Annotated in this window: 21 protein-coding genes and 1 pseudogene; 7 read left to right on the forward strand and 15 right to left on the reverse strand. The window is 68.5% G+C overall.

All coding sequences use genetic code 11. The features are described from left to right. Nucleotides 1-210: 210 nt before the first annotated feature. From ACH4DZ_RS34375 to ACH4DZ_RS34385, 3 genes are read right to left on the reverse strand one after another with little or no spacing between them, the layout of a single operon-like run. A complete protein-coding gene (locus ACH4DZ_RS34375) occupies nt 211-582 on the reverse strand; it encodes an antibiotic biosynthesis monooxygenase family protein (protein WP_398291848.1) in 372 nt (123 codons plus the stop codon). 20 nt (nt 583-602) lie between these two features. Beyond that, nucleotides 603-1,172 carry an NADPH-dependent FMN reductase gene (locus ACH4DZ_RS34380; RefSeq protein ID WP_398291851.1) on the reverse strand — a complete coding sequence of 190 codons (570 nt, stop codon included), beginning with the start codon at nt 1,170-1,172 and terminating at the stop codon, nt 603-605. Continuing rightward, on the reverse strand, nt 1,169-1,633 hold the full coding sequence (locus ACH4DZ_RS34385; protein ID WP_398291854.1) for a VOC family protein: 465 nt from the start codon (nt 1,631-1,633) through the stop codon (nt 1,169-1,171). The genes ACH4DZ_RS34380 and ACH4DZ_RS34385 overlap by 4 nt, the downstream gene beginning before the upstream one ends. 99 nt (nt 1,634-1,732) lie before the next feature. On the opposite strand from ACH4DZ_RS34385, the gene ACH4DZ_RS34390 reads away from it, so the two are divergent. The 6 genes from ACH4DZ_RS34390 (at nt 1,733) to ACH4DZ_RS34415 (ending at nt 7,333) form a co-directional block, all read left to right on the forward strand. Continuing rightward, a complete protein-coding gene (locus tag ACH4DZ_RS34390; protein WP_398291856.1) occupies nt 1,733-2,752 on the forward strand; it encodes an Lrp/AsnC family transcriptional regulator in 1,020 nt (339 codons plus the stop codon). Between the two features lie 283 nt (nt 2,753-3,035). Beyond that, nucleotides 3,036-3,233: a hypothetical protein gene (locus ACH4DZ_RS34395; RefSeq protein WP_398291858.1), complete on the forward strand. Its 198-nt coding sequence runs from the start codon at nt 3,036-3,038 to the stop codon at nt 3,231-3,233. 82 nt (nt 3,234-3,315) lie between these two features. Next, a complete protein-coding gene (locus ACH4DZ_RS34400) occupies nt 3,316-4,962 on the forward strand; it encodes a LuxR C-terminal-related transcriptional regulator (RefSeq protein WP_398291860.1) in 1,647 nt (548 codons plus the stop codon). Nucleotides 4,963-5,040: 78 nt separating this feature from the next. Beyond that, nucleotides 5,041-5,253, forward strand: a complete 213-nt coding sequence (locus tag ACH4DZ_RS34405) for a tetratricopeptide repeat protein (protein ID WP_398291862.1) — start codon at nt 5,041-5,043, stop codon at nt 5,251-5,253. Continuing rightward, nucleotides 5,250-6,371 (forward strand): flavin-containing monooxygenase, encoded by a 1,122-nt coding sequence (locus ACH4DZ_RS34410; protein ID WP_398291865.1) that lies wholly within the window; start codon nt 5,250-5,252, stop codon nt 6,369-6,371. The genes ACH4DZ_RS34405 and ACH4DZ_RS34410 overlap by 4 nt, the downstream gene beginning before the upstream one ends. A gap of 113 nt (nt 6,372-6,484) precedes the next feature. Next, a complete protein-coding gene (locus tag ACH4DZ_RS34415; protein ID WP_398291867.1) occupies nt 6,485-7,333 on the forward strand; it encodes an alpha/beta fold hydrolase in 849 nt (282 codons plus the stop codon). A gap of 119 nt (nt 7,334-7,452) precedes the next feature. On the opposite strand, the gene ACH4DZ_RS34420 is transcribed toward ACH4DZ_RS34415, so the two are convergent. The 7 genes and pseudogenes from ACH4DZ_RS34420 to ACH4DZ_RS34450 form a co-directional block, all read right to left on the reverse strand. Beyond that, on the reverse strand, nt 7,453-7,830 hold the full coding sequence (locus ACH4DZ_RS34420; RefSeq protein ID WP_398291869.1) for a DUF4259 domain-containing protein: 378 nt from the start codon (nt 7,828-7,830) through the stop codon (nt 7,453-7,455). A 122-nt stretch (nt 7,831-7,952) separates the two neighbouring features. Beyond that, a pseudogene (locus ACH4DZ_RS34425) lies at nt 7,953-8,130 on the reverse strand (dioxygenase); the annotation flags it as partial. A gap of 148 nt (nt 8,131-8,278) precedes the next feature. Then, the gene (locus ACH4DZ_RS34430; RefSeq protein ID WP_398291871.1) at nt 8,279-9,085 is read right to left on the reverse strand and encodes an antibiotic biosynthesis monooxygenase family protein; all 807 of its coding nucleotides are present in this window, start codon (nt 9,083-9,085) and stop codon (nt 8,279-8,281) included. Nucleotides 9,086-9,113: 28 nt separating this feature from the next. Beyond that, nucleotides 9,114-9,788: an MBL fold metallo-hydrolase gene (locus ACH4DZ_RS34435; protein WP_398291873.1), complete on the reverse strand. Its 675-nt coding sequence runs from the start codon at nt 9,786-9,788 to the stop codon at nt 9,114-9,116. A gap of 25 nt (nt 9,789-9,813) precedes the next feature. Next, nucleotides 9,814-10,920: an alcohol dehydrogenase catalytic domain-containing protein gene (locus tag ACH4DZ_RS34440; protein WP_398291875.1), complete on the reverse strand. Its 1,107-nt coding sequence runs from the start codon at nt 10,918-10,920 to the stop codon at nt 9,814-9,816. After that, on the reverse strand, nt 10,917-11,912 hold the full coding sequence (locus ACH4DZ_RS34445) for a hypothetical protein (RefSeq protein WP_398291877.1): 996 nt from the start codon (nt 11,910-11,912) through the stop codon (nt 10,917-10,919). The genes ACH4DZ_RS34440 and ACH4DZ_RS34445 overlap by 4 nt, the downstream gene beginning before the upstream one ends. Before the next feature lie 307 nt (nt 11,913-12,219). Next, nucleotides 12,220-12,885 (reverse strand): class II aldolase/adducin family protein, encoded by a 666-nt coding sequence (locus ACH4DZ_RS34450; protein WP_398291879.1) that lies wholly within the window; start codon nt 12,883-12,885, stop codon nt 12,220-12,222. A gap of 282 nt (nt 12,886-13,167) precedes the next feature. On the opposite strand from ACH4DZ_RS34450, the gene ACH4DZ_RS34455 reads away from it, so the two are divergent. Continuing rightward, a complete protein-coding gene (locus ACH4DZ_RS34455; protein ID WP_398291881.1) occupies nt 13,168-14,409 on the forward strand; it encodes a M24 family metallopeptidase in 1,242 nt (413 codons plus the stop codon). Between the two features lie 107 nt (nt 14,410-14,516). On the opposite strand, the gene ACH4DZ_RS34460 is transcribed toward ACH4DZ_RS34455, so the two are convergent. The 5 genes from ACH4DZ_RS34460 to ACH4DZ_RS34480 form a co-directional block, all read right to left on the reverse strand. Then, complete coding sequence (locus ACH4DZ_RS34460) at nt 14,517-14,987, reverse strand: MarR family winged helix-turn-helix transcriptional regulator (protein ID WP_398291883.1); 471 nt, start codon at nt 14,985-14,987, stop codon at nt 14,517-14,519. A gap of 125 nt (nt 14,988-15,112) precedes the next feature. Continuing rightward, nucleotides 15,113-15,781, reverse strand: a complete 669-nt coding sequence (locus tag ACH4DZ_RS34465; RefSeq protein WP_398291885.1) for a response regulator — start codon at nt 15,779-15,781, stop codon at nt 15,113-15,115. Further along, nucleotides 15,778-17,136: a sensor histidine kinase gene (locus tag ACH4DZ_RS34470; RefSeq protein WP_398291887.1), complete on the reverse strand. Its 1,359-nt coding sequence runs from the start codon at nt 17,134-17,136 to the stop codon at nt 15,778-15,780. Before ACH4DZ_RS34470 ends, ACH4DZ_RS34465 begins: the two co-directional genes overlap by 4 nt. Nucleotides 17,137-17,388: 252 nt before the next feature. Then, nucleotides 17,389-18,216 (reverse strand): ABC transporter permease, encoded by an 828-nt coding sequence (locus ACH4DZ_RS34475; RefSeq protein WP_398291889.1) that lies wholly within the window; start codon nt 18,214-18,216, stop codon nt 17,389-17,391. Next, nucleotides 18,213-19,142 carry an ABC transporter ATP-binding protein gene (locus ACH4DZ_RS34480; RefSeq protein WP_398292274.1) on the reverse strand — a complete coding sequence of 310 codons (930 nt, stop codon included), beginning with the start codon at nt 19,140-19,142 and terminating at the stop codon, nt 18,213-18,215. The genes ACH4DZ_RS34475 and ACH4DZ_RS34480 overlap by 4 nt, the downstream gene beginning before the upstream one ends. Nucleotides 19,143-19,176: the final 34 nt, after the last annotated feature.

A 19,176-nucleotide genomic window follows, 5' to 3' on the forward strand; every position in this document is an offset into this window, starting at 1 on the left:
CTGCCTCGCGGGCGACGACGGGAATTGCCAGACAGGCCCTGGCGCGGTCATGCTCGTGAGTCCCCGTCAGCACACTGCCGGGGACTCACGAGCATCGAGGCCAACCCGTGTCACAGCCGGGTTCAACGGCCTGCCGGCAGCATCGCCACGACACCGATGCGGCCGCCGGCAGGCCTGGTCTCTATCGCACCGCTATGGCGTGTCAACGCGTCAGGCGACGCACAGCCCTGGCACAGCCTGCTTGCGAAACAGGTGCGGGGTGGCGACGAGACTGGCCGGGTAGAGCTCGCGGGCGGCCGCGCGTGCGCCGTCGTCGAGTCGGGCCGCCCGATAGTGGTCCGTCGACTCCCAGACGGCGTGATTGAGGAACGCGCCGCTGCCGGCGATACCGCGGTACAGCTGGGTGGAGATGAAACCCGGTTGATTCTTCAGCGCAGCCGCGTCGGTCGACCACGCCAGCAGCAGTTGGTCGACGTCTTCGGGGTCGACGCACAAGATGTTGACGAGGGTGACAGGTCCGCCCCCCTCGTCAAGCTGGTCAGCGAGTGTGACGTGGGAGTCCAGCTCGGTGAATTTCGGCATGATGGTTCTCTTTCGCTTGGTCAGACCGTTCTCGGCTGCACGGCTCGGTGCAGAGCGTCGAGGGCCTTGGCGAGGCTGTGCTCGATCGGTTCGGTGGGGCGGAACAACCGCCGACCGTCGTGAAGGTGGAGGTGTTGGTCGATGAGCGGGATCGGGACGAACCCGACGACGCTGAGTTGGAGCGATATCAGCACCGGTCCAAGTGCGGCCGCGGCCCGGGCCCCGGCGGCCACGCCCCCGTAGCTGACCAATATGACCGGCTTGCCTCGCCATTCCCAGAACAGGTGGTCCAAGGCGTTCTTCAAGGCGGCGTTGTAACTGTGGTTGTACTCCGGCATCACGAAAACGTATGCCTCCGCGCGGTCTATGACCTCGCTGAACGCGCGCGTGGACGGCATCTGATAGTTGCGCTCACTCGGGTGCCCCGGTTCGGCGAGCATCGGCAGATCGATCTCGGCCAGATCGACAACCTCCACGTCGAAGGCACCACCCGCGGCGGCCTGTTCGGCGACCCACCGAGCGGTGGGTTCGCCCGCGCGGTTCGGCCGGGTGCTCGCGATCAGGACCTGAACGAGGGGACGGCCGGTCATCGGCTCTGTCCTGAGAGGTCCGGAAGCTTCCCGCTCGCCGCGACCTCTTCGATGAGCAGCGGGTTGACGTGCTCGGCGTCGAACCCGCCACTGCCGTAGGGGCGTGTGATGATCTCCAGCTCATGACCGCTGGGATCGTTGAAGTACACGCCGAGGCCGTCATCGAGGCGGTTGATGTTGCCCGCGTCCTGATGCTTGGGATCCGCCCAGTAATCCAGGGCGCGCTCGCGCACGCGGGCGATGATCACGTCGAACTCGGCCTCGCTGACCAGGAAGGCGTAGTGCTGAGCCATGATGTCGCGGTCGGTGGTCATGAAGTCGAAGGTGATGTCAGGGCTTACCTGCACCATCACGAAATGGCCCAGTTTCACCGGGGGCTCGAAGCCCAACATGTCGGCCAGGAAGCGGGCGGAGGTCTCAGCATCGCGGGACCAGACGATCTGGTGGTTCAAAACGCTCATGGGTCAAGTGTTCGCCGCGCAGCACCGAAAACTCCTGGGAAAGAGCAGTATCCGACAACAACTTCCATGGAGTCTGCCTGAAAGACCTAAACTGTGTCCATGAACGTTGTGGATCAACAAATCCTCCAATGCCTAATGCTCGACGGGCGGGCCTCGATGCGGCGGATCGCCGAGGTGGTGGGGGTATCGGAGCAGACCGCCACACGCCGCTACCACGCCATGCGCGAGGCAGGTGTGCTCCGAGTCCTGGTCAGTGAGGCAACCGCCGCTGCCAGGCGTGGGCTGTGGCTACTGCGGCTGCAGTGCCGTCCCGCTTCCGCCGCTCACCTGGGAGGTGTGCTCGCCGCGCGCGACGACGTGTCCTGGGTCGCGCTGCACTCCGGCGGCGCGGAGCTGATGTGCACCACGACCCTGCCCGCCGACGCGGCCTGCGGCACGGGAGTGCTGCCCCGGATCTCGCACACGTCCGCGGTGCTCTCGTTCACCACCCACCTGGTGCTGCACTCGTACTCCGGCGGCCCCGCCGAGTGGTCGGGTTTCGAGGAGCCGCTGAGCGAGGACGCGCAACGAGATCTCCTTGAGGGGCGCGATCCCTACCGGCGGAAGGAGGCGTACAGTCCCGTGCTTCCGGAGGATCGCGCACTATTGGCAGAACTGGGCCGTGACGGCAGAGCCACCGCGTCGGCACTGTCCCGCACCCTCGGCTGGCCGCTCTCCCGCGTCCGAGGTCGTCTCCAGGCACTCCTGGACAGTGGTGCGGTCACCGTGGACGTGGACGTGATGCTGGAAGCGTTCGGCTACCGCGTTTCGGCCACGTTGCTCCTCCAGGTCTCACCGAACCGCATCGTCACGGTCTGCGAGTCGCTCTCCTCGCATCGGCAGACCAGTTGGGTCGCCGCGGTCACCGGCTCCGCGAACGTCGTGGCCGCAGTAACCTGCCGCGACAGCGTCGAACTCTTCAGTTACGTCACTGAGCAGGTAGGCAATCTGCCCGGGGTGCTCCACGTGGAGATCGTCCCGCTGCTCACCAGACTCAAGCAGGCAGCCACTCGGGTGGCCGACGGCCGTCTTGTTCAGTCACGTCACATGACACACGGGGACAGTGACCGCCGAGCATGACCAGGGGCGGCCCTGTCGTAAGACTCTGGCCCAGAACTGGTCACGTGCTATGGCGATACCGCCGTTATGCACCGAACACGGACCATTGCGTATGCGTGGGCAGCGGGCGTCTCAGGCCACACCGTCGGCCCCGATCTTCGGCCCCGATCGTCGGCCCCGATCGGTTCCTACAAGCGTTCTGTATGGTTGCTCTCGCGCAGACCGACGAGGCGTGGCGACCGTGAACCACAGCGAGCGACGGGCGGAAGCCTTGGATGCCGACAGCCCCAAGTGTCGTTTATGCATGGCGCGCTCGGCGCAGTGGCGGGTCCTCGCCACAAGTCCGGTCGTGGCGCGTGGGACACCGGTCTCGGCGATCATGGCCACCGGCGACCACTGGCTGCTCGACACAGCAGGCGACGTGCGGGTCGTCGGCACCGGCCTCGGCCTTGTGTACCTTTTCCAGGTCCGCACACCAGGCTCGCCGCGGCGACGTCAGTGAGCGATGACTCGGTGTTCATGAAGGAACCGACACCGAGCCGGCGGAGCCGCTCGGCCTGTGGTGAAGAGCAAGGGAAGGTGCCGTGGACAGGGAAGCACAGATCATGCGGGGGCGAGGTGCCTTTCGCGTTCAGGCATGGACCGATGCTTTCGAAGCGCTCGCTGCGGCCGAGGCCGAACGGCCGTTGGACACCGCCGACCTGGAGTTGCTCGCCGAGGCCGCGGACATGCTGGGGCGGTCCGACGACGCAGTGGTACTGCTGCGGCGGGCGTACACCGCGCATGCCGAGGCGGGATCGGTCGGACGGGCACTGCGTTGCGCGTACTGGCTGTGCAAGTTGCTGGCGTGGGGCGGGGAGTTCGCGCACTCGGGGGCCTGGCTGGCCCGCGCGAAGCGGCTCGCACTGGCGGAGCCCGACTGTCCGGAATACGCCTACGTGGGCCTGCTGGAGGCTGAACTGCACTTCCGGGCAGGCGAGTTCGCGCAGATGCTCAAGGTCGCGCACCGCCTGCCCGACGGACGTGACGGCACCGATCCCGACCTCGTGGCCAGCACGACCATGACACGCGGCCTGGCCCTGGTGAACAACGGCGACATCACCGCCGGACTCGCCGAACTCGACGACGCGATGGTGGCCGTGGCCGAGGGCACGGTGTCCGCGCGCTGTACCGGAATGATCTACTGCGCCGTCATCGGCGCCTGCCAGGACCTGCAGGAACTGCGCCGAGCCAAGGAGTGGAGTGAGGCGCTGGCCAAGTGGTGCGCCGCCCAGCCCGACTTCACCGGTGTCTACCGTGGACTGTGCCGAGTGCACCGGGCCACCCTGCTGCAGCTCGGAGGCGCCTGGCCGGACGCGGTCCGCGAAGCGCGCCTGGCCTGCACGCAGTTGACCGCAGGCTACGGGGAGGGCGCGGCGGGCGGCGCCTTCTACGAGCTGGCCGAGCTGCACCGGCTGCGCGGCGAGTACGCCGACTCCGAACGGGCCTACCTCGACACGCTGAACCACGGCTGGGATGCTCAACCGGGCCTCGCGTTGCTCTGGCTGGCCCGCGGCCGTAAGGACAAGGCGACGGCCGCGATCCGGCGGGTGTTGGCGGAGACGACGGAACCGCTGCGCCGGGCACGGCTGCTGCCGGCGGCGGTGGAGATCATGTTGGCGAACGTCACGGACGGCCCGGGCGAGGCGGCGGCCGTCGCCGATGAACTGCAGGGCATCGCCGGTGACCACGGTGCCGCGGCTCTGCGTGCCATGGCCGGGCAGGCCGCCGGCGCCGTGCGGCTGGCCGAAGGGGCGGCCCAGGAAGCCCTTCCGCCGCTGCGGGAGGCCGGGCGGCTGTGGCGTGAACTGGAGGTGCCCTACGAGGCCGCGCGTGTCCGTGTGCTGGTCGGTCTTGCCTGCCGCGCGCTGGATGACGAAGGGTCGGCGGCACTCGAACTGGACGCGGCCCGGCAGCTGTTCGAGCAGCTCGGGGCCGGCCCCGACCTGGCCCGCGTTCAGCGCCTGACCGGCACGGCCCCCTCCCTGCTGTCCCCCCGTGAGTTGGAGGTCGTAGAGCTCATCTCCCTCGGCAGCAGCAACCACGCCATCGCCACGAAACTGTTCCTCAGCGAGAAGACCGTCGCCCGCCACGTCAGCAACATCTTCGGCAAGCTCGGTGTCACCTCCCGCACCGCCGCCGCGGCGTACGCCTTCGCGCACGGCATCGTCGAGCGGGACACGACTGCGTAGAAGTACCCATGCTCCCATCCGGACGGTTGGGCATTCTCGTCGATGTGCCCGCGAGCACCCCGGCGGGAGTATCGGCATGTGCCCGACGACGAGACCACGCAAAGCCTGCGCGACCTGGTCCGCACCGCGCGTCTGCGGCTTGCCGACAGCGCTGCCGACCTCGGCACGCTCCTGCGGCTGCTGGGCGAGCACGACCAGGCCGAACGACTGCTGCGGCAGGCGCTGGAGATCTACGAGGCCGACTGCCGGACACATGTCGATCAGAGCCGTACCACCGAGGAGTTGTCATGAGTACCGAGCGCATCGAGTCCGTCATCGTCGGCGGCGGCCAGGCAGGCCTTGCGACCGGATACCATCTGGCGCGCCAAGGCCGACCGTTCGTGATCCTGGACGCGGGCGAGCGTGTCGGCGACGCGTGGCGCGGGCGTTGGGACTCCCTGCGTCTGTTCAGTCCGGCGAAGTTCGACGGGCTGCCCGGGCGCCCGTATCCCGGCCCCGCCTGGTCCTTCCCCACCCGTGACGAGTTCGCCGACTACCTCCAGGACTACGCGGCCTGGGCGGAGCTGCCGGTGCGGACCGGGACCGCGGTACGGCGGGTGTCGTCCGAGGGCGGCCGGTACGTCGTCGAGACGGACGGGGACAAGACGTACGAGGCCGACAATGTAGTGATAGCGGCAGGCTACGACCGACTGCCGAAACTGCCCACCTACGCCGCCGAATTGGCTGCGTCCACGACGCAGATTCACGCGCACGACTACCGCAACCCCGGCCAGCTCCAGGACGGACCCGTCCTGGTGGTCGGCGCGGGCAACTCAGGCGCCGACATCGCCCTCGAACTCGCCGGCACCCACCAGGTGCTTCTCTCCGGCCGGGACCCCGGACAGGTTCCGTGGCGTGTCGAACGGCGCCCCGCCCATTTCTTCGTCCCCGCCATCTCCTTCCTCTTCCGCCACCTGCTGACCGTCCGCACCCCGATCGGCCGCAAGATCCGCCCGAATGTACTCGCGCACGGTTCTCCGCGGATCCGCGTGAAGTCTGCCGACCTGGCAGCGGCCGGGGTCCAGCGGGTGGCACGCACGACCGGCGTACGCGAAGGACAGCCGGTGCTCGCCGACGGCACCACACCGAAGGTCGCCAACGTCGTGTGGTGCACGGGTTTCCGGCCGGACACCTCCTGGATCGACCTCCCGGTGTTCGACACGGACGGTGAACCGGCCCAGTACCGCGGTGTGGTGGACTCGCAGCCGGGTCTGTACTTCATCGGCCGTCTCTTCCAGTACTCGATGGTCTCCTCGATGATCCAGGGCGTCGGCGACGAGGCGGAGTACGTCGTACGGCATCTCGCAGCGCGAACGCCCGCGCAACCGCGCCCCGTCACGCCGTCTGCGGTCAACAGCGCCGGGTCCTGACGTCGAAGGCGAACAGCCGACAGACCTTGAACCGCGCCACCCGAACGACGCATGCCGGACGGCGGGACATGCCGTCCGACCGCTGCTGAACGACATATCCCAAGGAGATGCACATGAATCCGAAGACTGTTCTCAAGCCCTCCCGCAGGAGTGCTTCCATGCTGGCCGCCCTTGCGGGCGTGGTGGCCCTCAGCGGGGTGAATACGACGTCGGCCCCCGCGGCCCAGGCCCAGTCCCGCGAGTCAGGGGTGCTGCCCACGGTCGTGCTGGTGCATGGAGCCTTCGGAGACGCCTCGATCTGGAACGCAGTGATCACACGTCTGCGACACGACGGGTATCCGGTCGTCGCTCCCGCCAACCCACTGCGCGGGCTGGCGAGCGACTCGGACTACATCGAGAGCTTCCTCAAGAGCGTCAAGGGGCCGGTCGTGCTCGTCGGCCACTCCTACGGCGGCACCGTGATCAGCGATGCCGCCGCCGGCAACCCCGAGGTCAAGGCCCTGGTCTACATCGCTTCGTTCGTGCCCGAGAAGGGCGAGAGCTTCACGGAGGTCGGCGCCGAATTCCCGGGGGCCACCCTCGCGTCCGCCGTCGACGCCGTGCCCTTCCCGCTGCCGGGCGGTGGCACCGGCACCGACCTCTACGTGCAGAAGGACAAGTTCCACGACGCCTTCGCCGCCGACGTACCCGAATCGGTCACCAACCTCATGGCCGCCACCCAGCGCCCCCTGGCCGCCTCGGCCCTCGCCGACAAGGCCACCGAAACCGCCTGGAAGACCATCCCCTCATGGGACTTGGTCACCACCGAGGACAAGGCCATCGCCCCGGACGAGCAGCGCTTCATGGCCGCACGCGCCCACTCCCACACGGTCGAGATCAAGTCCTCGCACGCGGTCCTCATCTCCCACCCCGACGCGGTCACCCACCTGATCCGACAGGCCGCCCGCAGCACCGCCCGGTAACACCCGGGCATTCGAGCCGAACCTGGTCCTCCGCCTCATTCCCAGGACCCGTACCGCACCGGGTTCCCTGAGCGCGGAGGCCAGGAGGAGCCGTAGCAGGGTGTCCTAGGCCACCGGCATCAGCCGGCGTCCTTCGTCCTCCTGAGCTCGGCCAGCTCGTCGAACGTACGGATCAGGACCGCGCGTCGCGCGTCCTTGTAACCCGAAGAAGGCTCCAACCCGTCTATGGAGCCCTCCCACACCTCCATGTACGTCCGTTTCCACCCCTCGACCACATCGGCCTCGGGCAGCGACGCCCCCACGTAGCCCTGCCGCGCCAGGAGGCTCAGCAGTTCCAGGTCGGCCGGCACCGCGACACCCCAGTACTCGTCGGGCTCGATCCCGACGGGGTCGCCCGCCATCGCCTCCGCCACCTCGGTGACGAGCCGGTCCGTGAGGTGTGACAGGTGGTCCGCGGCCGTGTCGTTCTCGAAGTTGCCTGTGCCCCAGTCGCCCATCGGTTCTCCTCCGCTCGTCGGTTCGGTACGCAGTAGCTGTATCAGCACGTACCGACAACCAGGCCCGGCCGGAGATACGACAGCCAGGGACCCCACTGTCCTACGAGCGCCATCACCGCTCTTCAACCGGAAGGGGTCCCGGTCATCAGGGCCGCGAGGTCGTCCGGGGCCAGGAAGGATGGCGGTGGCGGCGGCCACGAGTAGAGGCCCTGCGCACCCTCAGGATCCTGCGGTGCCCACACCTCCGTAGTGGCCCCCGAGCCCCCAAACATACCGTTCGGGATGATCCTCAAGCATGGCGTGGTCGGTGGTGCGGATGTACACCGCAAAGCGTCTGGCGGTGTACATCGGAGCGACGAGCGGCGGCTCCAGCGGCAGGGGGGCGAAGGAACTCACCGTCGTTCCGGAAGGCCCGCAGTCGACGGCGGACCGCGGGCGGTTGTGCTGCCTAGGCGACGCAGACGTTGGGCACGGCGGCGCGGCGGAGCACCTGCCGGAAGCAGCGCGTTCCGGCCGGGTAGTCGGCGGACACGGCCAGGAAGTCCGGGTCGAGGAGCACAGCCCGCAGGGCGCCCACGGACTCCCAGACAGCCAGGTCGACCAGAACGCTGCTGCCCCCGATACCCCGGTGGAGCTGGGCCTGGATGTACCCGTTGCGGCTCTTCATGTACGCGCCGGTCTTCTGGTACGCATGGATGGCTCGATCGACCTCACCGTCCGGAACGACGAAGATCTGCAGCAGGACGAAGGCGCCGCTGGTGGCCCGGAACTGCTCCGTGAGGGGAACGTCCGGGCACAGATCGACGTACTCGATCTCGGACCCGGACGCTGACCCGCCTTCAGCAGCCGACTCCCCCGCTGCCGGGGCGGACTCCCGGTCCCACGGTGCGCCCAGGCAGACACCGGGCACCTCCACCGGCCGCACCAGGTGCGGGTACGCCACCGATCCGTCCGGGTAGGACGGGAGCAGACCCTGGAACTCGGGACTCATGAAGGCGTTCTGCAGATCCTTCACCGACTCCCAGTGGGCGACGTTGGTGACCACGCGGCCGGCCGTTCCGCGATACAGCTGCTGGGAGATGTTCCCTGCCTTCGTCTTCATGACCCCCGAGTCCAGGCGCCATACCTCGACGACCTCCTCGTCCAGGCCGGGAGGCGCGACGAAGGTGTTCACAATCGTGACCGGTTCGCCTCCTGGCTCACCCAACTGGGCCATGAACGGTGCCCGGGCGTCGAAATCGTTCAGTGCGATCATCGGCGGTCTCTTCCGTTCTGTGAGCTGGTCACTGCGACGTCCCCACGTACTGGGGAACCCCGTGTTCGAGGACCGCGATCCCGGTCCCCTCCGGCGCCAGGTCGCGCAGCAGTCCGTAATGCATCTTCTGGTGTACGGGGGCGAGGCCGGCCTGGTGGATGGGCACGGCGAGCCGGGGCGCCATCGTCCGCAGGTAGTCGATCGCCTCGCCGATCTTCATCCATGGCCCACCGACGGGCAGCAGCAGGACGTCGACCGGTCCGGCCGCGGCATCCAGGGCGTCACCGGGGTGCAGCAGGCCACCGTCGACGATGTACCCGTTGTTCGGCACGGTCGGCAGCGAGGGGTGGATGCACGCGTGGTCCCCGCCGACGACCTCGACGCCGACTCCTCGAAGGACGAACGTGCCCCTGGGACCGACGACGCGCGTCCGGCCCGATGCGATGTCCCGGAGCCCCGAGAGGGCTGCCTGCGTGTGAGCGTTGAGTACGAGCTCGGCCTGCGGGTTGGCGGCCAGCAGTGTGCCGAGGCGTTCGGCGTCCACGTGGTCCGGGTGCGCGTGCGTGAGGAGGACGGCGTCGATCCCGACCAGGTGCTCGAAGTCCCGCGCATAGCCACCGGGGTCGAAGAGGAAGCGGATGACGCCGTCGTCGCCCGGGAGTTCCATCAGTACGCACGCATGTCCGTAGTGCGTCAGCTTCATGGTGTGATTCCCTGTCGGCGGTCCGCTACGGGTGGATGGTCGTCATCCACATGGGCTTCGTGCGCTGCTGCATCTCCTGGATCGCCGTGACGGTCTCGGCGAGCGGGAAGTGGTGCGTGATCAAGTCGTCTGCGGAGACGGCGCCGATCTCAAGCAGCTTCAGCACGTCCACCACGTCGTTACGGGTGTCGCCCTTGGTGCCGACGAATCGCCAGCAGTTGGCCATGATCGCGAGCGGTGGGATGGCCACCGGAACGGTGTTGCCGCCCATGTGCACCAGCACGCCGCCGGTGGCCAGTGCCGCCATGGAGTGGGTGGTGATCGGGCCGGCCGGCACATAGTCGAGGACCGCGTCGACGCCCTGTGGAACCAGACGCCGGATCGCGGCTGTGAGGCCACCGTTGGCCTCCCAGCCGTCGGGCAGGTTCTCGGTCGCGATGGAGTCGACGAGGATGCTGTCGGCCACCGCCAGCTTCTCGACGTCCTTGAGGCGCTCGTCGCTGCGGCCCACCAGGATCAGCCGGCCAATGCCGAACTGCTTGGCGAACTTGACACTCGCGGTGCCCATCGTGCCGGTCGCCGCGGTGATGACCACGGTCGCGGCCTGCGGCAGGTGGCACTCCTTCAGCGCGCGGACGGCGTTGCCCAGGTCGTGGACCTTCGCGCCGACGTCGAAGCTGACGTTGGCGGGCAACCTGTCGAGCAGCCAGAACGGGACGCGCACGTACTCGGCGAGCCCTCCGTCGTGGTAGCGCTCGTACAGCGGCAGCGGACCGTTGCTGAACGCCGCGTGCCCGATCATGGCGTTCTGGGCACACATGTTCTCGCGGTCGGATCGGCAGTACACACAGCGGCCACAGGTGAGCTGGGGGTGCACCCGGACACGCTCGCCACCGGTGAATCCCGGTACGCCGGGTCCGACCTCCGAAACGGTGCCTGCCATCTCGTGCCCGAGAATCGTCGGCAGGTGCTTGAAGGCTCCCATCTTGAGCAGCGACATCATCCCGGGGGCTAGGCCTGCGGACTCGACCTTGACTATCACTTCACCGGACGCCGGCTCGGGGACCGGGACCTCCTCGACGACAAGCGCGCTCTCAGCGTCATGGGCACGTGTTGCCAGCATGGTCTTCATGCCTGGCTCCTTTCGACGGCTTTCGCAAGCCGCTCGGTCGAGTAGGGATCCGCAGTGCGTGCGGCATCGACAACCTGCGGAAGTTCGAGGTGCGACAGGAGCGAGATGTGGGTCGACCGCTCGTGCGTGACGCCGGTGTGGGCCAGGCCGAGCGGAATCCGCACGAAGTCGCCCGGATGCAGTTCGACGATCCCCCGCTGGGTAACGAGGGTGCGGATTCCGGAGACCTGGTACTGGATCTCGTCGGCGTCGAGCGTCCGCCGGTAGCGCCGAGTTCCGTCATCGGCGGCCATGTTGACGTAACCGAGTCGGATCGTCGGTGTGGCGTAGATCCACGTGCTGGTGACACCGTCACCGATCGCGTGCACGCCCATCCGCTCGGGCTCGGCGTGCACGCGTTCAAGGAGCGACGTCTCGTCCGTGGGAAACACCACGATGTCGTGACCGACCGTTCCCATGCACTGGGTGACGGCCTCGTTGACCTGGCCGGGCACCCAGCCGGGGAACGGCGGCATCACCGGCTGTGACGTCCGGACCGGCTCGCCCAGTTCGGTGACCGGGGCAGGGAGGTAGAAGAGAAGGTGGCTCTCCTGGCGGCCGTAGTTGTCATGGCCGACCCCGCGCGGGATCCGGGAGAACTCGCCCGGCCGGTGCTCGATGACCCCGAGCTCGGTCATCAACGTCCGTTCACCATCGATCTGGTACGAGATCTCATCGACATCGCTGTTGCGGTGGTAGAACGGCTGACGGCCGTTCATGACCTGCCATTCGACCCGGAGTTGATCGTTCTCGTACACCCCGCGCGGGGGCGCGAACCTCTGCTCGACGTACTCCTGCGGGAAGTGGACCACGGGCAGGGGCTCGTGATCGTTCCACAGCTTGATCGGTATCTTGCTCGGGTGGGGAGACGAGAGGAGCAGATGCTCGTCGCGATCGATGCTGCGCAGTGGCCGATCGGATCCGATGACCATCACGTCTTCTACGACCCTCATGAAGGCCTCCTTCTCGGAAAGTTGGGTGGCGCCACGACGGGATCCTCAAGACGCCCGACGGCATCGAGCGCGCGCGTCGCGACCTCGCTGGACCCCGACCACGGCGTCCGCCACCGGGTGCTGTGCACGCCGTGGGCCCACACCCCTTTATATCAACCTCGTTGATATACGTCCACAAGTTCGGGTCGCCCGGCACCCGTTCGGGCACCTTGCGGTTCGGGCACCCTGCGGGCGGACGACGGCTCGCACCACCGGCGGGACTCGCTCGCCGATGATTCACCGTGAGCCACTCATGGCCCACACCTGGTCACTGGCCGTGCGCGCGGCGCACCAAGTACTCCCACCCGGCATTGATCTGGCCCGGATTCCAGATCTGCTCACGCTTGAACCGGGTCTCCGCCTCGTCCGATGCCGTGCATATGCCACCAGCAGCCTCGGCGAGGAGTTGGGTGCGGCAGGCGCGCTCAAGCAGCACGGCGTACATGACGGCCGTCCCGATGTCCGGACCGACCGTCACAGCGCCGTGGTGCGGCATCAGTATCGCGTGGGCGTCACCGAGTCCCCCGGCCAGTTCTCGTCCGAGGTCCCTGGTCGCGATCAGCGCTCCCGTGGCCATGAACCTCGGCAGTTGCGGATGGGTGAACGGCACGGCGTCATGAGAGATGGGCAGGAGATCGCGCCGCAGCGAGGAAAAGGCGTTCAGCGCGGGAGCGTGTGTGTGGACCACCGCTCCGACATCTGGACGGCGGGCGAGGATCTCGGTGTGGATGGGGAACTCCAGATGTCGGCTCCCGGCACCCCGCAACACCTTGCCGTCGGGCGAGACCAGGACGACCCGGTCCTCGCCGATCTCCTCGAAGCCGAATCCCGAGGCCTTCATCCAGGCGCCGCGCCCCTCGGGATCGCGGACCGAGGCGTGGCCCCACACCATGTCGGACAGGCCGACGGACGCGAGTACGCGGCTGCCGCTCACGACGTCGGCAAGGACATGACTTTCACGGGTACGGCGAGTCGAACCAGAACTCGTACAGGACCTTTCCGGCGACATCGAGACGTTTCCTCCCACAGCGACTGAGTGAATCGGCATGCGGCACGACGGGCCGCACCGAACGACTATCAACGCCCGCTCTCATGTGTCAACCTAGTTGATATACCGTCTCCGGTCGGCCCGACCGGCTCACCAGGAGACCGCGCTCCGTGACCTTGGAGCGGTGGACCGACCAGATCCGCAAGCAAGGAGAAAACAGTGCAGGCTATGCGTGGCGTCCAAGGGATCCTGGGTATCCCCGCGCCTGTCGACGAACCGATGTTCAGCACGGCGGAGCGGGATCGGCGCTGGGGTCGACTGCGGGCCCTGATGGACGAGCAGGGTGTGGAGTTGCTGATCGTGCTGCCCGCCTGGGTCACGTCGGACTCGCTCTACATCGCCGACACGATCGGCGTCACCATCTTCCCGCGAGAGGGCGACCCGATCCTGATCCTCGGCGGCGAACACAGCAACTACGCCGTCGAGCGTCCCCACTGGATCGACGACCGGATGAGCGCCTCACCGTTCGGCTCGACCGCTCCTGAGTACGGGACGGTCACCTCCGAGGTGCTTCGCCGGCGCGGCCTCGTGGGGCGACGTACGGCGATCGCCGGGCTTCGCGGCGACGAGTACTCGTCAGTGCGGCAACCCGAGGGCTACGCCCCGCACACCACGGTGTCGCGCATAGCGGAAGCCGTCGGTGCCGAGAATGTCGTCGACGGGACCGCGATCCTCGGACGCGCACGGTACGTCAAGGGCGTGGAGGAGATCGCGCGCCTGGCTGCCGGCGTCCGCGTGGGCGAGGCATCACTCGCGGCGATGGCGGCCTCGGCGCAGGAGGGTACGGCCCAGGCCGAGGTGTTCGGACAGATGCTGTTGGCACAGGTCAGGGCCGGCGCGGACGTGCTGCACGTCGCCTGGGCACCCGGCCCGTGGGGCTCGATGCGGCATCGCTATGTGACACCGCCGCCGGGAGTCCTTGAGCGGGGCATGTACGTCGCCACGGAACTGATGCCCGAGATCAGGGGCTACCAGGCCCAGGTGGCCCAGCCCATGGTGATCGGTCCCCCCTCGGCCCGGGCGCGAGAGATCTTCGAGCGCAACGCGGCGGCCTTCGACATCGCCCTGGAAACGATGCGGCCGGGCAAACGGTGGGGCGATGTCTTCGCAGCAGTGGAGTCCGTGGCGGGTACGGACGACGGACACATGCTGACCCTCCTGCACGGCCGGGGACTCGGCAACGACGGACCGCTGCTCATTCCCAACCGCGACCGGTCCCATGTGGCCGACATGCCGATCACGGCGAACACCACGTTCGTCCTCAAGCCGTTCCTGGAGGTGCCCGAGGCGCCCGTCCCGTCCCCACGCACCCACGACGTCACCTGGGGCGACACCGTCGTCGTGACCGAGAAGGGCGCCGAGCGGCTGGGGACCCGCCCGCGCGAACTGACCGTCATCGACACAACCTGACAGCGGGTCCCTGGTACGCGTGGGATGCACCGGCCTCCGGCAGGCAGGTGTCACGCACCACCCGCGCGTACCCGGCGCCCTACCTGAAGCCGTACCTGAAGCTTGGTCTACTTCGGCGCGTTCCGGCGCGGCCGAGCAGCCGGTCCTCCATTACCGACGTTACGTGCGTCGATCGCGTGGAGCAGCTTCTTCAACTCGTTCCGCTTGCCCGGCGCGAGATGGGTCATCAGTCGGTCGTCGGCGACGCGCACCGCCGCTTCGGCCCGCTCGAACAGGGCCTTGCCCTTGGGCGTCAGCTGGGCGGGCAGGCTCCTGCCCGTCGGCACCACGGCGGGCCGCTCGATCGCGCCCATCTCCTGGAGATCCTTCACGACCTTGTTCATCGCCTGCGGCGACACACCGGCATGGCGGGCCAGTTCGGCGTTGGACTGGGACGGGAACATGGACAGGTTGCGCATGCACACGAACTCCGGCAACCCGATGCCGAGGGGCTGAAGCTCCTCGGCCGCGAGGGGACGCAGTGCCGCCATCACCTGGTAAAGCAGGAAGCCCATCGGCTGATCTTCATACTCACGCATATCAGCGAGTTTGACATACCGCGGCCTGCCGATCGGCCTGGGTTCTGCCGCCTCGGGGTGCCCGCGCGCCCCAGCGGTGTGGCGCGGAAGCCGTGGTGGGCTCCGCCGACGCAGCCGTCCCTTCGCTACGGCTGGGACCGGACCAACCCCGCGTCGTACGCGATGATCACGGCCTGGATGCGGTCCCTGGCTCCGATCTTGGCGAGAACCCGGCCGACGTGCTTCTTCACGGTGGATTCGGTGAGGACGAGCCGATCGGCGATCTCGGTGTTGTTCCAGCCCCGGCCGATGGCGACGAGCACCTCCCGTTCACGGGTGCTGAGGGTGGCCAGCCGGGGGTCCTCGGTGGGCGGGGTGCCGGTGGGGGCGAGGACCTGGTGGGCGTAGGCGTCCAGCAGGCGCCGGGTCAGGCTGGGCGCCACGACGGCGTCACCGGTGGCGACCGCGTGGATGCCGGCCACCAGTTCCTCGGGGCGGGCGTCCTTGAGCAGGAAGCCGCTGGCTCCGGCACGCAGCCCGTCATGGGCGTACTCGTCGAGGTCGAAGGTGGTCACGATGAGGATCCGGGTCCGGCCACCGCCGGCCGTGATCCGGCGGGTTGCCTCCAGGCCGTCCATACCGGGCATGCGAATGTCCATCAGGACGACGTCGGGGCGCAGGTCGGCCGCCATGCGCACGGCCTCCGCGCCGTGCTCGGCCTCACCGGCACAGGTCAGGCCCGGGGTGCCCTCGATGAGCATGCGGAAGCCCATGCGCTGCAGGGGCTGGTCGTCCGCGATCAGCACGGTGGTCATGACGGCGATCCTTCTCCTGGTGCCGGTGGGGCGGGTTCGCCGGATGCGTGGAGCGCGACGTCGACGAGCCAGCCGCGCCGGTCGTCGCGCGGGCCGATGGTGGTGGTGCCGCCGTACAGGGCGGCCCGCTGGCGGATGCCGACCAGGCCGTGCCCGGGGTCGTCGGACCGCGGCCCCGGCCGGCGGACCGCCGCTTGGGCTCCGGTGTCGGCGATACGGACGCGGACCCCCCCGGTGTCCGCGGACACGGTGACCTCGGCGGTGGAATCGGCACCGGCGTGCTTGAGCGTGTTGGTGAGGGCTTCCTGGACGATACGGTAGGCGGTCAACTGCACGCTGCTGCCGAGTGCGTCGAGGTCGCCCACGGTGCGGTAGGTGACACACAGTCCCGCGGTGCGGACCCGGGCCAGGAGGGCGTCCAGATCACGGATGCCGGGCTGCGGGCTGAGCGGCCGTTCGCCGTGCTGTTCCGCGCGCAGGACACCCAGGACGCGCCGAAGTTCGCTCATGGCCTGGCGACCGGTGTCACCGAGGATGCGCAGGGCCTGTGCGGACTGCTCGCCTCTGTTGGCGGCGAGGGTGGCGGCGCCGTCGGCGACGCTGATCATGACGGAGAGGTTGTGGCCGACGATGTCGTGCATCTCGCGGGCCACACGGGAGCGTTCGGCGGCGGCGGTGAGCTGTTCACGCTGATCGCGTTCGATCTCCAGGCGTCGGGCCCGGTCCTCCAGCGCGGTCAGATACATCTGGCGGGTGCGCAGCGTCAGGCCGAGGGCGGCAGCCGCGGTGACCGTTGCCAGCTGGAAGAACAGGCTCTCCAGCCAGCCCTCGTCCGGCAGCAGGACGAGGACCGGCACCGTGATCTGAGCGATGGCGACGGCGGCGGCCCAGCCCAGCCGCCGCAGGGAGTCGTAGCGGGCCAGGGTGTACAGGGCGACGAGCGCGGCGATGCTGGCCGCCAGCTGCAGGCCCAGCACTCCCTGGACGAGAGTGACCAGGGCGATCACGAAGTACACGGGGGCCGGGGCGCGGCGGCGCCACCACAGCGGCACGATGAGCGCGGCGGACACCACGTACGGAACAGCGGCCGGCAGGCTGTCGCGGACTCCGGTCTCCTCGAAAGGGCCGTCGCTGACGCCGGAGAGCGCGTCGACCGCACCGATCGCCGCGAGGAACAGCACCACCGCGGCGTCGAGCAGCCAGGGGTGCCGCTGGTCCAGCCGCTTCAAGCTGCGCTGGCCACGCAGGAGCCCCACTTGCAGTGGATGGCCCCAGGCAGCCTCTGACCCGGGGTCGGGCGCCGAGGACATCCCCTGGACCTGGTTCGCGGCGATGGCCGCGCGGTGCCAACTCATGAGCCCGATTGTCCCCACTTTTCTGCCGGGTCCCGTTCTCTCCGGGTCCCGTTCTCTCCGGGTGCTGTTCTCTGCCGGGTGCTGTTCTCTGCCGGGTGCTGCTGTCACATTCCCGTCGTCCGTCCGTCCGTTCGCTGGGCGGGCCCGGGCGGCCTGCGGGTGGCCGGGGGCCTCTGGTGCGTGTTCTCGGTGTGCCGGGTGGAGGGCCTCGTACCGGCCCTCGCCCGGCGGACGGGAATGCGACGACAGCCCTCAGGCGTCGGCGCGCCGCAGCCGGATGGCCGCTGCGCTCAGGGCGAGGGCGACCCAGCCGGCGAAGACCGCGAGTCCGGCTGCCGGTGAGAGGGAACCCGTCTGCTGGTGCAGGGAGAACACGGCCTCTCCGGCGCTGCTGGGGAAATACGGCTGGAGCGAGTCGGACAGCAACGAGATCAGGTTGGGCAGGATCATCATGATGCCGACCAAGGCGGTGATACCCCCGGCAGGAGAGCGCACCAGCGCACCCAGGGCCACACCGAACACCGCTACGAGGGCCAGGTAGACGCCGGCGCCGAGCAGGCTGCGCAGCACACCGTCGTCTCCCAGCGACATGGCGATCCGCTCGCCGTCCAGGCTGCCCGAGCCCAGCAGGAACGCCAGCAGCGCGCCGACCGAGGCGAGCACCAGGACGAGCGGCCCCACCACGGCGCTCTTGGCGAACAGCACCGGCAGCCGTCGGGGAACGGCGGCGAGAGTGGAGCGGATCATGCCCGTGCTGTACTCACCCGCGAACATCAGCACCCCGAGCGAGCCCACGACCAGCGACGCGAACGTCGCGCCCATCAGGGCCAGGCTGACCGCGTCAGCGGCGCCTTCGGAGGCCCACGGGCCGTCGGTGCTCGCTCCCGGGGCCGAGGAGTACGTATAGGCGGCCATCACCCCGAAAATGACCAGTATGGCCACGGAGGCACTCAGGGTGATCCAACTGGAGCGCAGCGACCAGAACTTGGCCCATTCCGAACGTAGTACTCCTCGGTACGTCACTTTGCCGGCCGTCGTCGTGGCGCCCGGTGTCACGGCCAGTGCGGAGGTGGTCATCATGCGGCCTTTCGGTCGGTACCCGCGGGGGCGCTGTGGTACTCCACAGCCTCACGGGTGAGGTCCATGAAGGCCGTCTCCAGGGAAGGGGCCTGCGGAGTCAGCTCGTACAGCGGGACCCCGTGACTGGCCGCGATCATGCCGATCTCCCGGGCAGTGCGCCCAGTGACCACCAACTCGGCCGCGGAGTCGGAGGTGATCGCCACATCCGGGCCTTCCAGCAGCGGGCGCAACCGCGCAGCCTGGTCGGTGACGACCTTCACGCCGCCTCCGCCGGCCGACCGTATGAAGTCGTCCAGTGTGGTGTCCACGAGCACTCGTCCGCGGCCGACGATGATCAAGTGGTCGGCTATCAGGGCCATCTCACTCATCAGGTGCGAGGAGAGCATCACCGCGCGGCCCTCGTCGGCGAGTTCGCGCAGGAGGTTGCGCACCCACAGCACGCCTTCCGGGTCGAGGCCGTTGACCGGCTCGTCCAGCATGATGATGTCCGGATCGCCAAGAAGCGCTGCTGCGATGCCGAGCCGCTGCCCCATGCCGAGGGAGAAGGCGCCCACCCGCTTGCCGGCCACACTGGTCAGTCCGGCCAGCTCGATGACCTCGTCCACCCGGCGGGGCGCGATGCCGTGCGTGTGTGCCAGCGCCAGCAGGTGGTTGCGCGCGCTGCGCCCCGGGTGGACAGACTTCGCTTCCAACAGGCTGCCGACCTCGTGCAGCGGCGCCGCGTGCTTGGCATAGGCGTTCCCGTTGACGGTGACCGAGCCCCCGGTGGGGCTGTCCAGGCCGACGATCATGCGCATGGTCGTCGACTTGCCCGCGCCGTTGGGGCCCAGGAAGCCGGTCACCTCGCCCGGTTTGACGGAAAAACTCAAACGATCGACGACGGTCTTGTCGCCATACTTTTTGGTCAGCTCTTGCGCTTCGATCATCAAGATCACCCTTCTTCGCTTCGAAACCGGTCAC

Origin of the sequence: Streptomyces sp. NPDC017991, assembly GCF_044328075.1 — a bacterium.
Classification (GTDB): domain Bacteria; phylum Actinomycetota; class Actinomycetes; order Streptomycetales; family Streptomycetaceae; genus Streptomyces.

Bases quoted from the DNA above. Each gene is read 5' to 3' on its own strand.
- ACH4DZ_RS34375 (WP_398291848.1), bottom strand. From the start codon at position 582: ATGCCGAAATTCACCGAGCTGGACTCCCACGTCACACTCGCTGACCAG.
- ACH4DZ_RS34380 (WP_398291851.1), bottom strand. From the start codon at position 1,172: ATGACCGGCCGTCCCCTCGTTCAGGTCCTGATCGCGAGCACCCGGCCG.
- ACH4DZ_RS34385 (WP_398291854.1), bottom strand. From the start codon at position 1,633: ATGAGCGTTTTGAACCACCAGATCGTCTGGTCCCGCGATGCTGAGACC.
- ACH4DZ_RS34390 (WP_398291856.1), top strand. From the start codon at position 1,733: ATGAACGTTGTGGATCAACAAATCCTCCAATGCCTAATGCTCGACGGG.
- ACH4DZ_RS34395 (WP_398291858.1), top strand. From the start codon at position 3,036: ATGGCGCGCTCGGCGCAGTGGCGGGTCCTCGCCACAAGTCCGGTCGTG.
- ACH4DZ_RS34410 (WP_398291865.1), top strand. From the start codon at position 5,250: ATGAGTACCGAGCGCATCGAGTCCGTCATCGTCGGCGGCGGCCAGGCA.
- ACH4DZ_RS34415 (WP_398291867.1), top strand. From the start codon at position 6,485: ATGAATCCGAAGACTGTTCTCAAGCCCTCCCGCAGGAGTGCTTCCATG.
- ACH4DZ_RS34420 (WP_398291869.1), bottom strand. From the start codon at position 7,830: ATGGGCGACTGGGGCACAGGCAACTTCGAGAACGACACGGCCGCGGAC.
- ACH4DZ_RS34430 (WP_398291871.1), bottom strand. From the start codon at position 9,085: ATGATCGCACTGAACGATTTCGACGCCCGGGCACCGTTCATGGCCCAG.
- ACH4DZ_RS34435 (WP_398291873.1), bottom strand. From the start codon at position 9,788: ATGAAGCTGACGCACTACGGACATGCGTGCGTACTGATGGAACTCCCG.
- ACH4DZ_RS34440 (WP_398291875.1), bottom strand. From the start codon at position 10,920: ATGAAGACCATGCTGGCAACACGTGCCCATGACGCTGAGAGCGCGCTT.
- ACH4DZ_RS34445 (WP_398291877.1), bottom strand. From the start codon at position 11,912: ATGAGGGTCGTAGAAGACGTGATGGTCATCGGATCCGATCGGCCACTG.
- ACH4DZ_RS34455 (WP_398291881.1), top strand. From the start codon at position 13,168: ATGCGTGGCGTCCAAGGGATCCTGGGTATCCCCGCGCCTGTCGACGAA.
- ACH4DZ_RS34460 (WP_398291883.1), bottom strand. From the start codon at position 14,987: ATGCGTGAGTATGAAGATCAGCCGATGGGCTTCCTGCTTTACCAGGTG.
- ACH4DZ_RS34465 (WP_398291885.1), bottom strand. From the start codon at position 15,781: ATGACCACCGTGCTGATCGCGGACGACCAGCCCCTGCAGCGCATGGGC.
- ACH4DZ_RS34470 (WP_398291887.1), bottom strand. From the start codon at position 17,136: ATGAGTTGGCACCGCGCGGCCATCGCCGCGAACCAGGTCCAGGGGATG.
- ACH4DZ_RS34475 (WP_398291889.1), bottom strand. From the start codon at position 18,216: ATGATGACCACCTCCGCACTGGCCGTGACACCGGGCGCCACGACGACG.
- ACH4DZ_RS34480 (WP_398292274.1), bottom strand. From the start codon at position 19,142: ATGATCGAAGCGCAAGAGCTGACCAAAAAGTATGGCGACAAGACCGTC.